Here is a 14,542-nt window from a genome sequence, read left to right on the forward strand (position 1 = left end):
GTCGGGGCTCATGTGCGGCGGACGAGCTCGGCGTACGCGCGTCCGCTCAGCCCGTACGACCAGCCGGCCGCCGCCACCGGGTCGTCGAAGTACGGCGGCACGCTCAGCCCGTACCGGCGGCGGTGTCCGTCCGGCTCGACCGAGCCGTTGACCGCGAGGAGGACCCGCGATGGCCTGCCCTGGACCTGCTGCGGCACGTGGTAGAGGCGCAGTTCGGAGCCGGGGTTGCCGGGGTCGGGCGCGGTGGAGACGAGGGCGAGGCCCGCGCGCTGGACATAGGTCTCCCAGCCGATGCGCTCGATGGCGGAGCGCCGCACCTCGACGTTGGTCTCGGCGTGGATGCGTTCGACGGTGGGGTCGGTGACGACCCACTCGGGGACGTGCGTGCCGTGCAGCGCGTGGACGGCGGCGCCGTCCGCGAACCGCACGGCGGGCCCGTCGTCCCGGTGCAGCCGCAGCTCACCGGGGCGGGCGTCCGGCAGGGGCTCGGTCCGGATGTCCCGCGGCCGTTCGGCCAGGACGCACCGCCCTCCGGACGGCCACCACCAGCCGGCCGACCGGGCCAGCTCGGCCCACAGGTCGAGCTGCTGCTCGTCCCGCGGCCGATAGCGGAGGGCTCCGGCCCGCCGCCGGATGTCGTACGGCCCGATCCAGGCGGCGTCCTGCTGCCCGTACCAGGTGAGGCCGAGCACGGGTCCCGCGTTCCCGAGGAGCGCCGTCCGCACCGGCCCGCACAGCGCGTCGCGCAGCGTGGTCTCCAGCGCTTCGCGGACGGCGGTGTCGATGTACGTCTCCAGGGTCACGCCCGCTTCGCGCGCCGCCTCCGGGTCCGCGCCGGAGTCCAGCTCCCGCGCGGCCTGCCGCACGGCGCTGCCCCGCCACGTCCGGGAGCGGTCACGGATCCACCGGTCGAGCCGGGCCCGCAGGTCCGACATCAGCGAGGCCAGCTGCCCCGCGACCGTCGGCCGGTCCCATCCGTCGCTGAGCCGCCAGGCCGCCCCGTCGGCCGTACGCCCCTCGGCGAGCAACTCACGCGCGGCGGCGGGCGAGTCGACCCATACGAAGGCGGGCGGCGGGGCGCCGATGAACCGGTAGAGCCCCGCCACGGCTTCCTCGGCGCGCTGCCGGTCGGCCGGCTCGGTGGCCAGCCCGTGCCCCAGCCATTCGTCCCGCAAGGCGCGGACGAGCCGGAGCTGTTCGGAAGAGGGAAAAGAGGAGGGGGATGAAGAGAGAGAAGAAGAGGATGCGTGGATGCCCCGGCTTCGGGGGCGCGTCGCTCCGCTCATCGTTCGAGGGCGGAGTCCGCCTTTCGCGTCGTCATGGCGGAGAGGATGACACCCGACGCCCCTTCCTCGCAAGCACGTTCGCCCCTGGCCTGTTCCCCACGCACTCCAGGGTGGCCGGGCGTCGAATTCACGCCACGCCCGTGACTCGTGCCGCGTACGCGGCGTTGTACGCCTGTGTTAAGCCCGGTGGAGGGGTGTGGAGACTGATGGATGTAGCGACGCACGTAGGCGAGGTGCTGTCCAAAAACTTCGGCATCGACACGCGTTCGGTGCCCGAGGACACGCCGTTGTTGCAACTGCGGCTCGACTCGCTGGCCTTGGAAGAGCTGCGAGTGCTGCTGGAGGAACGTTACGGCGTCGATCTTGAGGACATCGAGCTGTCCTCCCGTGACACGTACGGCCAACTCCTCGCGGCCGTACGCCAGAGGACAGCGTAATGGATCTCACCAACGACTCCCGCACCGACGGTGCCGCCGACGGCATCGCCGTGACCGGCCTGGGGCTCGTCAGCGCCGCGGGCCTCGGCGTCGAGCAGACCTGGCGCGAGGTGACGACCGCGACGGCACCGTCGAACGTCGGCCCGCACGAGAATCTTCGCGAGCTGCCGTGCGACTTCGCGTACACCGTCGAGGGGCTCGACATCGGCCGGTGGGTCGATGCCGTCAGCGCCCGGGTGATGGCACCGTTCGCGCGCTTCGCGGTCGTCGCGGCGCACGAGGCCGTCGCCGACGCCGGACTCGACCCGGAGTGCTGGGAGGGCGGGCGCGTCGCGGTCGTCATCGGCTCCTCGCACGGCGGGATCACGTACCACGACGAGCAGCAGCTCGTGCTGGCCGCGCGCGGGCCGCGCCGGGTGGCACCGTCGATGGCCTCGGCCATCACCGTCAACAGCGCGGCGGGCGCCGTCTGCCGCACCCTCGGCGCCACCGGACCGGCGCTCGGGATCGCGACGGCCTGCGCCTCGGGCACCGACGCCATCGGCACCGGCTACCAGCTGCTGCGCGCCGGGGTGGTCGACGTTGCCGTGGTCGGCGGGGCCGAGGCGCCCTGCTCCCGGCCGCTGATCGCCAGCGGCTGCCAGATGCGGGCGATGAGCAGGCGGTGCGACGATCCGGCGGCGGCCATGCGCCCGTTCGACGCCGACCGTGACGGCTTCGTCGTCGGCGAGGGCGCCGGGCTGCTCGTCCTGGAGCGCGGCGACCACGCGCGCGCCCGTGGCGCCTCCCCGCGCGCGTGGCTGCGCGGGTACGCCGCGACCAACGACGCCCACTCCCCCGTCGCCCCGTCCCCCGGGGGCGAGGGCCTGGAGCAGGCGCTGCGTGCCGCGCTCCGCGCGGCGGACGTCGCCCCCGCCGACGTCGGCCACGTCAACGCGCACGGCACGTCCACCGTGCTCAACGACACGATCGAGTCGGCCGTGCTGCACCGGGTCTGCGGCGAGAGGCCGCTCGTGACCTCCACCAAGGCGATGACCGGCCACACGCTGGGGGCCAGCGGCGGCATCGAGACGGCGCTCACCGTGCTCGCGCTCCAGCGCCAGAGCGTGCCGCCGACGGTCAACTTGGAGGCCCTGGACCCCCGGATCCCCGTCGAGGTGGTCGCCAAGGAGGCCCGGCCCGCGCGCCTGGAGTGCGCCGTGAAGACGTCATCGGGCTTCGGCGGCCACAACGCCGTCCTGGTCCTCACCACGTCCTGACCTCCGCCGCGCTCCTCCCCCTCCACTCTTTCTCCGCCCGTCTCCGTCCCTGTCCCCGTCCCCCTCTCCCCTTTCCTCCTCACCGACCGGACTCACGTTGGGAACCCCATGCCAGAGGAAGTGCTCCGCCGTCTGAACATCGACGGCCTGTCCTACTCCTACCGGCTGCTGCCCAACCCCCGGCCGACCACCGAGCCGGTGCTGATCGTCGGCGGCGTACGCCAGGGCATGTACGGCTGGCCGCAGATGGAGCACCAGCTCTGCCCCGAGGCCACCGTGATCACGGCCGACCTCCCGGGCATGGGCGCCTCCGACACCCTGCGCGACGAGCACGACAGCTCGCTGCTGTGCGGCGCGATCGACCAGATCATCGACGATCTGCACACCCTCGGAGCGGCCGACCGCGTCAACGTCTTCGGCTACTCCTACGGCGCGGCCCTGCTCTTCACCTGCACGCAGCGCCGCCCCGAGCGCGTCGCCCGCCTCATGCTCGGCGGCGTCCCCTCGGACTTCAGCGACGCGCAGATCGCGTACTGGCAGGACGCGGCGGACACGCTCAGAGCCGGGGACCACGAGGAGTTCGTCACCAAGGCCACCGAGGGCATGCTGTGCATGGACCCGCGCCGCCATGTCCACCGCCGCGACCTGGCGTACCGCTACGTGCGCCGCCAGCTGCTCCACAACATCGACAGCGTCTCCGAGATCTACCGCGCCCTCGACGAGCGCCTCCCCCTCGCGGGCGGCCTCACCGGCGTCCCCACCCTGGTCTTCTGCGGCGAGCACGACACCCTCACCTCGACCGCCTCGCAGCGCCACTTCGCGGACACGATCACCGACAGCACCTTCGTCTCCGTCCCGGACGCCGACCACTGGGTCGTACTCGAACGCGCCGACGTCGTCGCCGACCTGGCCCACCACTTCTTCACCTCCTCCCAGGAGAACGTCCTCCCCCTGGCGCCTCCGGTCCTGCTACCGGCCCAGCGCTGAGCCCCTGGCCGGGGGCGGGTTCGCGGGAGGCGGCGAGCAGCGTCCGCAGCAGTCCGGCGCCCGCCACGACAGCGGCGGCGTGGACCGCCACGGCGACGACCGGCTCCTCCGGCAGCTCCAGGCCGACCGGTACGCCCAGCGCCACGAGCGCGGTGACGGGCAGCTTCCAGCCGCTCCACGCGAAGAGCGAGCCCGACCCCAGGAACCCGAGCACGAGCGGCACCCAGCGCGGCGCGCGGGAGAGGCGTCCGCGCGGACGCCCCCGTACGAGCGCCCGTACGGCCACGGCACCCACCAGTGCCCAGCAGCCGCCGAGCCCGGCCAGCACCGCGCCCCCGGTGCTCCGCTCGCCGGGATGCGCGACGCCCAGGCCGCCGCCGACCGCCCAGTACAGCCAGACGAGCCCGGCCCCGGCGGCGAGGGCTGCCGGGACGGCGCCCGTGCGCGGCGGCGGTCCGTGCCGGTCTCCCTCGAACGCGTACGGCCAGCGGCGCCGCATGTAGGCGGGCAGCGCGAGCGCGAGACCGAGGCCCATGCCGACGAAGCCGGCCTGGAGCAGCGCGCCTTCCCACGCACGGGTGCGTGGCGGGTCCAGCACGGCGCTGAGCAGCGCGTACGGCAGGACCGGCACGAGGAACCCGGCCCCAGTCCAGGCGCAGAGGACCACCAGCCGTCCCGGTATCCGGGTGCCCCACGGCCGTACGAGGGCCAGGGCGAGCGTGATGCCGATGCCCGCCATGCCGATCGTCACGGTGTTCAGCAGGATCCATCCCGCGCTGTCGAACCCCGAGCCGAGGACCCACACCACCTTGATCACCAGATACGGGGTCAGCGCGAGCGCGGCCCCGTACGCCGCCCACCGCCCTGCCCGGTCCCAGAAGTCCATCCGGGGTTCCCTCCGTTCGTCGGGAACCCCAGCCTCGGGCGGCGCGCTTCCGTGCGCGTCGGCCGCCGGAGCGATCCGTCTCCGCCGCGCGGCGGAGTCGTGTTCACCGCCCGTAGGTGTCCCGCCAGCGGCGCCGGTGGGCGCGGTCGCCCTGGCCCGCGCCGTTGAGGGGGAGCAGGGAGCGCAGGGGCGTGCCGTTGCTCCACTGGCCCAGCAGGTCGCGGTGGACGGCGACCACGCGCTGCTGGACGGCGTAGTCGAGCGCGGCCCGGCTGAACGCGCAGGTGGCCGCGAACACCGCGACGTCCGCCCGGTGGTGGAGCCATGCGGTGCCGACGAACTTCTGCATGTCGCCGCTCGGCACGTACCGGTGCGGGGCGTAGTGCTTGCACTGGACGACGAGCCGCCGCCCGTCGGGCAGCCTGGCGGTCACGTCCGCGCCCAGGTCCCCGGAACCGCCGGTGACCTCGACGTCCGTACAGCCGTCGCGGCGGCACAGGTCGGCGACGTAGTGCTCGAACTCCCGCCAGCTCATGGCGTCGACCTCGGCGAGCGACCGCCGCCCGGCGGAGACTGCGTCGGGGCGTACGCCGAGGGGCGGGAGCCGTCCCGTACGCCGGAGCCGCACCACCACCGGGAGGACGACGCCGAGCACGGCGACGAGGGCCAGCAGGACCGGCCACAACCAGGAGCGGTTCGCCATCACCAGGAACACGGCGAGCGCCCAGAGCCCCAGGTACGCGTTCCGCCGTCGCCGCCGCCGCACGGCGGAACCGGAACGGCGTCGTGTGCGCTTCTTCGCCACCGCGCCCCGCCCCCTCTCCCCAACCCCCCTTCATTCTGGGGGCGTCGGGGAGGGAGCAGAAGGGCGCGGACGGCGTCCGGGAGTCAGCTCAGCGGCGACGGGAACGTCGGGTACTCGGCCCCCGAGACGTGCTGGACGACGCGGATGACCTGGCACGAGTAGCCGAACTCGTTGTCGTACCAGAGGTAGAGGATCGCGTTGTCGCCCTCGACCTTCGTGGCGCCCGCGTCGACGATCGAGGCGTGGCGCGAGCCGATGAAGTCGTTGGAGACCGCGTCGGGGGCGCTCGTGAAGTCGATCTGACGCTTGAGCGGCGAGGTCAGCGACACCTCGCGCAGGTGGTCGAGGACCTCGTCCCGGTCGGTCTCGCGGGCGAGCTGGAGGTTGAGGATCGCGATCGAGACGTCCGGCACGGGGACGCGGATCGAGCTGCCGGTGATCTTCGCTCCGAGGTCGGGCAGCGCCTTGGCGACGGCCGAGGCGGCACCGGTCTCGGTGATCACCATGTTGAGCGGCGCCGAACGGCCGCGACGCTCCGACTTGTGGTAGTTGTCCAGCAGGTTCTGGTCGTTCGTGAACGAGTGGACGGTCTCCACGTGACCGCGCAGCACCCCGAACTCGTCGGCCATCGCCTTCAGCGGCGGGACGATCGCGTTGGTGGTGCAGGACGCGCAGGAGATGATCTGCTCGTCCGGCTTGATCATGTCGTGGTTCACGCCGTGGACGACGTTCGGCACGTCCCCCTTGCCCGGCGCGGTCAGCACGACCTTGTCGACACCCGGGCGCAGGTGCTGCGAGAGACCCTCGCGGTCGCGCCACTTGCCGGTGTTGTCGATGAGGATGGCTTCCTGGATGCCGTACGCCGTGTAGTCGATCTCCGAGGGATCGTTGGCGTGGATCACCTTGATCTCGTTGCCGTTGGCGATGATCGTGCTGTTCGCCTCGTCGACGGTGATCGTGCCCTGGAACTGGCCGTGGATCGAGTCCCGGCGCAGCAGCGAGGCCCGCTTGACGAGGTCCTGCTCGCCACCGCTGCCGCGGACGACGATGGCCCGCAGCCGCAGCCCGTTCCCGGAACCGGCCTTCTCGATCAGCAGCCGGGCCAGGAGCCGTCCGATACGCCCGAAGCCGTACAGCACGACGTCGCGCGACTTGCGGCACTCGATCTTGTTCGCCCCCGTGGCCCCGGCGACGGCCTCCGCGGTGAACTCCGGCACCGAGAGCCCGCGGTCGTCCTTCCGGTACGTCGCGGCGAGCATGCCGATGTCGATCTGGGAGGGCCCGAGGTCGAGCGCGGTGAGCGCCTCCAGGAACGGGAGGGTCTCGGTGACCGAGAGCTCCTCCCCGGCTATCTGCCGGGCGAACCGGTGCGTCTTCAGGATGCTGACCACCGACTTGTTCACCAAGGAGCGGCTGTGCAGCAGGACCGTCACGTCCCGCTCACGGTGCAGCTTCCCGATGATCGGGATCATCGACTCCGCGATCTCCTCGCGGATCATCCAATTGGTGAACACGTCGTCATTGACAGTCACAGAGATCTATCTTTCGAGCTAGGCGGTGCTCACATGTTAACCCGCCCGCACCCACGCCTCTGGCGCCCCCGACTGTGACATGGAGCATGGAGCCGCCCCCCCTGCCCCCCTTGCTGGCTCTCCTGCTCAGGAGCAGTCTCGACCGTGGACAGCACGCAGTGTGACGAAGGGAGGACATCTCTTCGGGCGGCCCACGGGCCTGGAACGCATCTCCCTTCCCCTCCCCTTCACTTCACGGCCGGGTGACTTCCTGACAAGATCCGGGATCGGATGGATCCGGGACTTGTCCTTCCGAAGGGAGTCGGCCCCCGATGGAGCCGTTGCAGACGGGCGATCCGCGTCAAGTAGGGCCGTACCGTCTGGAGGGGCGGCTGGGCGCGGGCGGTATGGGACAGGTGTTCCTGGGCCGCTCCCGCGGCGGCCGTCCGGTCGCGGTCAAGGTCGTACGGCCGGAACTGGCCCACGACGAGGAGTTCCGCCGTCGGCTGGCCCTGGAGGTCGCCGCCGCCCGGAAGGTCGGCGGGTTCTACACCGCGCAGGTGATCGAGGCGGCTCCGGACGCCGACCCGCCGTGGATGGCCACCGCCTACGTGCCCGGGCCCTCCCTGCACGACGCCGTGGAGACGCACGGCCCGCTGCCCCTCCGGGCCGTGACCGTGCTCGCGGCGGGCCTGGTCGAGGGCCTCGCCGCCATCCACGCCTGCCACCTGGTGCACCGCGACCTCAAGCCCTCCAACGTGATCCTGGCCGAGGACGGCCCCCGCGTCATCGACTTCGGCATCGTCCGCGCGCTGGACGCCCCCTCGCTCACCCGTTCCCAGTCGGTGATCGGCACCCCCGCGTTCATGTCACCGGAGCAGGCCCAGGGGCGCGAAGTCGGGCCGGCCAGCGACGTGTTCGCCCTGGGGTCGGTGCTGGCGTTCTCCGTCACCGGCCACTGTCCGTTCGGCACCGGCCACCCGGACGCGGTCCTGTACCGCGTCGTCCACGACGCGCCCGACCTGTCCGGCCTGCCCATCCGCCTCCTCGGTACGGTCGCCGACTGCATGGCCAAGGACCCCGCGCGCAGACCGACCCTCGCCCGTCTCCTCGACGAGTTCGCCGTACCCGACCGGGCCCCCGCTCCCTGGCTCCCGTCCCCCGTGACCACGATGATCACCGAACGCCGCGCCACCACCCCCCGGCTGCCGCCCCCGCCGGAGCGCACCGTCCCCAGAACGCGACAGCGGCCCGCCCTCAGCCCCGTCGCCCGCAAACTGGCGGCCGAACACGACGTGGACCCGAGCGCCGTCAAGGGCACCGGTGACAACGGCACCGTCCACGTGGAAGACGTCGTGGCCGCCATCAAGGCCAAGCACGGCACCTACGCGACAAAGGCGGCCCGCGAATTCGCCGCCGAGAACCGCATCGACCTGACCAAGGTCCCGGGCGGCGGCAAATACGGCCTCATCCGGATCCAGGACGTACGCGACCCCAAAAAGGGAACGGGCAGCGGCGGCGACAACGGCGACAACTGCCTCACGATCACCGCCCTGGTCGTCGGGGCCCTGCTCCTCATCATCGTCCTGGCCCTCGAAAGCCGCTGACCACGCTCACGGCTGTAGCTGTAGCTGTAGCTGTAGCTACGGCTCCGCCCGGACCGGCGCCGGGGCTTCCTGGCCGACGGGATTCCGGGGATCGTCCTGTGCGGGGGTGGGCTGGCACAGGACGAGGGCGAGGTCGTCGACCGGTGGCCCGCCCGTGTGTGCGGTGACCGCGGCGAGGAGCGCGTCCAGGCACTCGGCGGACGAGGGTGCGGCCAGTGCGTCGCTGACTCCTTCGAGCAGGGGGAAGTCGGCCCCGTTCGCGTCGCGTGCCTCGCTCAGGCCGTCGGTGTAGAAGAGCAGCCGGTCGCCGGGGTGCAGGAGGACGCGGTGCGGCCGCGGCGTGGGGTGCAGGCCCAGGGGGAGCGCGTGCTGCGGGGGTTCCAGGAGCGCGACCTTCGCCCCTACGCGTACGGGCGCCGGGTGCCCGCAGTTGACCAGGCGGACTTCGTCCGGGGCGAATTCGGCGAGGATCGCGGTGACGAAGTCCTCCGGCCCCAGGTCGGGGCAGAGCCGGAGGTCCAGGGCGCGGGCCAGGTCGTCGAGGCCAGGGGTGACATGGACCAGATCGCGGAAGGACCGGAGGGTCGCCGCGGTGGTCCGCAGCGCTTCGAGGCCGTGGCCGCGTACGTCCGCGATGATCAGGCGAGGTCCATAGGGAGTGCGCACCGTCTCGTACAGGTCCCCGCCCACCGAGGCCTCCCGCTCCGGGGAGTGGTGCCGGGCGCGCACCTCGATCCCGTCCAGCTCGGTCGTGAGCGGCTGCAGGAGCGCGCTCTGACAGGTCTGCGCCACCTGCCTCGCCCGCACCAGCGCGGCTTCGGCCTGCGCCAACGCGGCCTGGGCGTGCGCCAACGCGGCTTCGCGGGCGGTGTGCCCGGCGGCATCGCGTACGGCCAGCGCGCTGCCTGCCAGCAGCACGAGAAGCCCCGCGCCGAAGCCGGGCGTCGTGACGTGGTGGCGTACCGCCCCCGCACCGAGCGCGAGGAGCAGCGTCCAGACGGCCACCGCGCTGGTGCGCCGCGCGTCCAGGCGTACGCACGCCAGTACGGGTCCGAGGAGCAGGGCGGCGGCCGACGGCGGCCACTCGTCCTCCAGCGCGCAGAGGGCGGCCAGCAGGGTGCTCGTCCCCAGCGCGAGTACGAGCCGGGCGTGACCGCGCCCGCAGCGCGTGCGGAGCTTCCGCCACCATGTGCCGACAGCCATGCACCGCTCCCCTGACTTCCCCAGCTCCAGCTCCAGCCCCGGCCCCAGCCCTGGCCCCAGCCCCAGCCCCAGCCCCGGCATCGGGTGACGGCAAGCATCGTCCCTTGCCTGCGGCGCTGGGCCGTTTGACCGAAGCCGGTCGAGAGGCGATCAGGTGTGTCGCGTCGATGCGCCGATGTGGACGTCCTGGTGGAAGCAGAATCGACACCTCATGGCATTCGTGGCCAAGAGCCGCCCCGGAGCAACAGACTTCTCCCGGGCCGGTCGGCGGCGGCCGGAAGTGCCAGAGGAGCGGTGTGCGGTGGAAGAGTCCGGGCAAGGCGCGAGGGCGGGAAACGGGAGGCCAGGGAACCTGCCTCCCGAGCCGACGAGCTTCGTCGGCCGTACGACCGAATTGGCCTCCGTCGCGGCGGCGTTGACGCACGCGCGGCTGGTGACACTGACCGGGGTGGGCGGGGTGGGCAAGACCCGCCTGGCCCAGCGCGCCGGAGCCGAGGCGGCGCGGGCCGCGTTCCCCGACGGAGTGTGGCTGGTCGAGCTGTCGCCGCTGCGCACTCCGACTCCGAACCTGATCGCGCTCAGCGTCTACGAGGCGCTCCGGCTGGCCGATCAGTCCACCCAGCCCGCGATCGAGGTGGTCACCGACTGGCTCGCCGACAAGCGCCTGCTGCTGATCCTGGACTGCTGCGAGCATCTGACCGCCGACTGCTCCGCGATCGTACGGGCGCTGCTGGCGGCGGCCCCCGGAGTGCGCGTCCTGGCCACCAGCCGCTGCCCGCTCAAGGCACCGGGCGAGCACGTGGTGGCGGTGCCCCCGCTGCCCGTCACCGCCGCTGGGCACGCGCGCGGGGCGGCGCCCGCGGACGCGGCCCGGCTCTTCATGGACCGTGCCGCCCGGGCCGCACCCGGTGCGGAGAAGGACGGCGGGGCCGTGGCCGAGATCTGCGTACGCCTGGAAGGCATCCCGCTCGCCATCGAACTGGCCGCGGCCCGGCTGTCGGAGATGTCCCTCGCCCAGCTCCGCCAGCGCCTGCACACGCGCTTCGAGACGCTGACGATGAAGGAGGACGAACGCCGGGGGCGCCATGGCCCGTACAGCCCATACAGCCCATACAGCCGCTTCGGCGCGGGCGAGGCACGCCATCGGACACTGCGCACGGCCATCGGCTGGAGCCACGAACTCTGCACCCCGCAGGAGCGGCTGCTATGGGCCCGGCTGTCGGTCTTCGCCGACGGCTTCGAGCAGGAGGCCGTCGAACGGGTCTGCGCCGACGGCTCCCTCGGCGGCCACCAGATGCCCGGACTGCTGAACCGCCTGGTGGAGACGTCCCTTCTCCAGCGCACCGGCACCCCGCGCGGACCCCGGTACTCGATGCTGGACACGGTCCGCGAGTACGGGCAGGAATGGCTGGCCCGCCTCGGCGAGGAGCAGCGGCTGCGCGAACGGCACCGCGACTACTTCCGCGAGCTCGCCCACCTCGCGGAGCAGGAGTGGATGGGGAGCGGCCAAGTCGCCTGGTACGAACGGTCCACGGCCGAGCACGCCAACTTCCGCGCCGCCCTGGACAGCTGCCTCACAGCGCCCGACCCCCTTCTCGCGCTCGGGATGGCGAGCGACCTGTGGTTCTTCTGGCTCTGCTGCGGCTTCCTGCGGGAAGGCCGCGACTACCTGGACCGCGCCCTGCGCCAGGCCCCGCCCCCGGGCCGTCCCATGGATCCGGTACGCAGCAAGGCGGTATGGGCCTGCGGCGCGATCGCGCTCGGGCGGGTCGACCTCGACACGGCCGCCCACCGGGGAAAGGAGTTCCGCGCCGAGGCCGAGGCAGCGGCCGACCCGCCCATGCTGAACGGCGCCGCCCACCTCGACGGCGGGTACCTCGTGCTGATCGGACAACCCGCGCAGGGCGCCGCGGTCTTCGATGCGGCGCCGTACACCGAGGACCACGGCAGCACGTACAGCGGATCACGCTTCCTGGTGTGGGCGCTCCGCGCGTTCGCCCACTCCAGCCTCGGGGAGTTCGCGGAGGCCGCCGCGCTGACCGATGCCATGCGCGCGGAGTGCGTCGAGCGCGGCGAACGGTGGGCCCTGGCCTACGCCGACTACGTACGGGGCCTGGCGGCGCGTGGCCTCGGCCGCCTGGAGGAGGCGGCCGCGTACGCCCGTACGTCCCTGGAGGGCAAGGCCCTCTTCCACGACAGCATCGGCATCTGCACGGCCATCGACCTGCTCGCCTCGGTGGCCGCCGACAACGGCCACGGCGAACGGGCGGCCCGGCTGCTCGGCGTCGGCCAGCAGGCCTGGGCCCTCCTCGGCCGCTCCAGGCTGGGAATCCCCGAACTCCTCGCCGCCCGCGCGGCCTGCGAACGCCAGGCCCGCGAGGCCGCCGGAGACGCCGCGTACGAGGCGGCCTTCGCCAAGGGCCTGACAGACAGCCTCGCCGCCGGCATCGCCTACGCCCTCCGCCCGCGATGAGCCGCGGCCCGGAGGGCGTAGGCCTGCGCGTGGGTGTCAGCCGACGTGGTGGACGGTGACGGTCACGGATCCGTCCTCGCCGGGAACCGTGTATGTGCCGGGCCCGTTGTAGGGCACGCAGCCCGCGGCGAGGACGTCGTCCGCGTTGATGCCGGTGTCGTCCTCACCCACCGTCGCGCAGATCCCCATGATGCTGTGACCGGCGTACCTGTGCGTGACGCCGACCCCCGGGTAGCGCGGCAGGGTGGGAGTGTTGAGGTCCAGATCCGGCTGCTGCCACAGGGACGTCTCCCTGTCCATCCCGCTCAGGGAGACCTGGCCGTACGGTTCGGGCAGGTCGTTGTCGTCCTTCTCCTGGGGGTTGGAGAACTCGATCGAATACGTGACGTACCCACCTGGACCCTGTGCTTGCGCCGGGCCGGCACTGGCAGCACTGGCCATCCCGGCCAGCAGAAGAACAGTCGAAGCAACGGCCACGAGGCGGCCTGCGGACATGGAGCGCACCTACACCTCCTGCAACTCAAAGTAGTCGTTCGACTACCGAGTGAAGCGTAGGAGGGGAAGGCGACCGCGTACCGAGCGCGGCGGACAAACCCCACGGGGGCGTGAGCCGACTGTCCACTCCGGCCGCATCTCCGTACGCGGGTGACCAGCCACGATCGCTGCACGACCGCCACAGGAGGACGGTCGCGCATCGCGCTGGTGTGCTCGGGCCCGGTGAGACGACCGGCCCCGGTCGCCAGCCATCGGGAAGAGCCATTGCTGTCCGGGAATCGCGGCGGAACAGATCGCGCACGTACGCGTCCGCGGCGGCGACGGCTCCCGGGGGCCCGGTCACCCGGTGCTCGTACCCGCGCCAAGAGCCATCCCATCGAGTGATTGTTCGCGACGCGGCAGTTCTGTTCGGACCAACGGGCTCGGACCGGACAAGGATCTTGGCGCGGCAATCGGGGCGCGGAAGCGCCTCGCATCGGTCGTACCAGCCCCGTACCAGCGCCGGCGCCCCGGGAGAACACACCGCATGCTGATCGCCACCATCGTCGTCGCCGCAGGCGCCCTCGCCCTGGGCATCGGCCTCAACCGCTTCCTGCGCGGCCGTGTCACCGACGGCGACGAGCCCTCGGTGAGCGTGAAGGACCTGGTCGGACCGCTCCAGACGCTGACCGTGCTCGTGCTCGCGTTCTCCCTCGTCACCGCCGCCAACTCACAGAACAAGGCCGACGAGGCGGCCCGCTCCGAGGCCGCCGCCGTGGACCACCTGTTCGAGACGGCAGACCATACTTCCAAGGAGCACCGGCGGCACCTCCAGGGCGACGCCGTGTGCTACGCCCGCGCCGTGCAGCACCGGGAGTGGCCCGCGATGGCGGACGGGAACGGGGCGAGGGCGACCGGCGTGTGGTCGAGCGCGTTCCGGGAGGAGCTGGACGAGATCGGGACCGGCGACCCGGTCTTCTCCACTCTGATGGCGGCGGACAACGAGCGTTCGCAGGCCCGGACACAGCGGCTGGCCGAGTCGACGCAGGCCATCCCGAGCCCCGTCTACTGGTTCGTGCTCATCCTGCTCGCCCTGATGGTGATCGCCGTCGCGTTCTGCCTGCCCCGCCGGAGGAACGGCGCCGAAGTCACCACGTTCATCGTCATCACCGTGCTGCTCACCAGCACGCTGCTCCTCATCCGCGACTTGGAGCACCCCTTCGACGGTGTGGTCAAGGTCGGGCCGACCGCGATGGCCGATATCGAGAAGCAAATGGCGCACCAGTACGACGAACACTTCGGCTCCGACGCGAAGCTGCCCTGCGACAGGCACGGCGAGCCCGTTCGGCCCCATGGTGACTGAGTTCGTGGTGTCGGCATTCGATGCGCTGGGCGGTGCCGGGGAACTGTGCGCGCTGCCGCAGGAGTCGGTGCCTGGCACCTCGCGCTGAACGGCGCGGACTGCGGGCTCAACCGCCGGAGACCGTCGGAGGCTGTCGGAGGTTCCGGACATCTTGAAGGCCCGCCCCACAACCTTCGGCTCCGTGAACATCCGTGACCAAACCCCTCGTTGAGGGCGCACCCGGACCCAACGGGAGCATCCCCACGCCAGGC

Annotated in this window: 12 protein-coding genes; 6 read left to right on the plus strand and 6 right to left on the minus strand. The window is 72.2% G+C overall.

Going from position 1 to position 14,542, the window contains the following annotated elements; translation table 11 throughout:
- Nucleotides 1-8 precede the first annotated feature (8 nt).
- Nucleotides 9-1,175, minus strand: a complete 1,167-nt coding sequence (locus ACGF3A_RS20855; RefSeq protein ID WP_393731694.1) for a DUF6745 domain-containing protein — start codon at nucleotides 1,173-1,175, stop codon at nucleotides 9-11.
- A gap of 317 nt (nucleotides 1,176-1,492) precedes the next feature.
- Here ACGF3A_RS20855 and ACGF3A_RS20860 point away from each other — a divergent pair, with 317 nt between their 5' ends.
- The 3 genes from ACGF3A_RS20860 to ACGF3A_RS20870 all read left to right on the plus strand — a co-directional run bounded on the left by ACGF3A_RS20860 (nucleotide 1,493) and on the right by ACGF3A_RS20870 (nucleotide 3,969).
- A complete protein-coding gene (locus ACGF3A_RS20860; RefSeq protein WP_393731695.1) occupies nucleotides 1,493-1,723 on the plus strand; it encodes a phosphopantetheine-binding protein in 231 nt (76 codons plus the stop codon).
- Nucleotides 1,723-2,982, plus strand: coding sequence for a beta-ketoacyl-[acyl-carrier-protein] synthase family protein (locus tag ACGF3A_RS20865; protein WP_393731696.1), 1,260 nt, complete (start codon nucleotides 1,723-1,725; stop codon nucleotides 2,980-2,982). The genes ACGF3A_RS20860 and ACGF3A_RS20865 overlap by 1 nt, the downstream gene beginning before the upstream one ends.
- Before the next feature lie 108 nt (nucleotides 2,983-3,090).
- Nucleotides 3,091-3,969, plus strand: coding sequence for an alpha/beta fold hydrolase (locus tag ACGF3A_RS20870; RefSeq protein ID WP_393731697.1), 879 nt, complete (start codon nucleotides 3,091-3,093; stop codon nucleotides 3,967-3,969).
- Here the strand turns inward: ACGF3A_RS20870 and ACGF3A_RS20875 are convergent.
- The 3 genes from ACGF3A_RS20875 to ACGF3A_RS20885 all read right to left on the minus strand — a co-directional run bounded on the left by ACGF3A_RS20875 (nucleotide 3,905) and on the right by ACGF3A_RS20885 (nucleotide 7,192).
- Nucleotides 3,905-4,855 (minus strand): hypothetical protein, encoded by a 951-nt coding sequence (locus ACGF3A_RS20875; RefSeq protein ID WP_393731698.1) that lies wholly within the window; start codon nucleotides 4,853-4,855, stop codon nucleotides 3,905-3,907. The two genes, ACGF3A_RS20870 and ACGF3A_RS20875, sit on opposite strands and share 65 nt — an antisense overlap.
- Before the next feature lie 103 nt (nucleotides 4,856-4,958).
- Nucleotides 4,959-5,660, minus strand: a complete 702-nt coding sequence (locus ACGF3A_RS20880) for a restriction endonuclease (RefSeq protein WP_393731699.1) — start codon at nucleotides 5,658-5,660, stop codon at nucleotides 4,959-4,961.
- 83 nt (nucleotides 5,661-5,743) lie between these two features.
- Nucleotides 5,744-7,192, minus strand: a complete 1,449-nt coding sequence (locus tag ACGF3A_RS20885; protein WP_393731700.1) for a glyceraldehyde-3-phosphate dehydrogenase — start codon at nucleotides 7,190-7,192, stop codon at nucleotides 5,744-5,746.
- A gap of 311 nt (nucleotides 7,193-7,503) precedes the next feature.
- Between ACGF3A_RS20885 and ACGF3A_RS20890 the strand changes: the two genes are divergently transcribed.
- Nucleotides 7,504-8,778, plus strand: coding sequence for a protein kinase (locus ACGF3A_RS20890; protein ID WP_393731701.1), 1,275 nt, complete (start codon nucleotides 7,504-7,506; stop codon nucleotides 8,776-8,778).
- 36 nt (nucleotides 8,779-8,814) lie between these two features.
- Here the strand turns inward: ACGF3A_RS20890 and ACGF3A_RS20895 are convergent, their stop codons facing one another.
- Nucleotides 8,815-9,981 (minus strand): PP2C family protein-serine/threonine phosphatase, encoded by a 1,167-nt coding sequence (locus ACGF3A_RS20895; protein WP_393731702.1) that lies wholly within the window; start codon nucleotides 9,979-9,981, stop codon nucleotides 8,815-8,817.
- Nucleotides 9,982-10,192: 211 nt separating this feature from the next.
- Between ACGF3A_RS20895 and ACGF3A_RS20900 the strand changes: the two genes are divergently transcribed.
- Nucleotides 10,193-12,454, plus strand: coding sequence for an ATP-binding protein (locus ACGF3A_RS20900; RefSeq protein ID WP_393731703.1), 2,262 nt, complete (start codon nucleotides 10,193-10,195; stop codon nucleotides 12,452-12,454).
- A gap of 36 nt (nucleotides 12,455-12,490) precedes the next feature.
- Here the strand turns inward: ACGF3A_RS20900 and ACGF3A_RS20905 are convergent, their stop codons facing one another.
- Nucleotides 12,491-12,895 carry a hypothetical protein gene (locus ACGF3A_RS20905; protein WP_393731704.1) on the minus strand — a complete coding sequence of 135 codons (405 nt, stop codon included), beginning with the start codon at nucleotides 12,893-12,895 and terminating at the stop codon, nucleotides 12,491-12,493.
- Nucleotides 12,896-13,475: 580 nt separating this feature from the next.
- On the opposite strand from ACGF3A_RS20905, the gene ACGF3A_RS20910 reads away from it, so the two are divergent.
- On the plus strand, nucleotides 13,476-14,291 hold the full coding sequence (locus tag ACGF3A_RS20910) for a hypothetical protein (RefSeq protein WP_393731705.1): 816 nt from the start codon (nucleotides 13,476-13,478) through the stop codon (nucleotides 14,289-14,291).
- Nucleotides 14,292-14,542 lie beyond the last annotated feature (251 nt).

Source organism: Streptomyces sp. NPDC048172, assembly GCF_043202595.1.
In the GTDB taxonomy this organism is placed as follows: domain Bacteria; phylum Actinomycetota; class Actinomycetes; order Streptomycetales; family Streptomycetaceae; genus Streptomyces.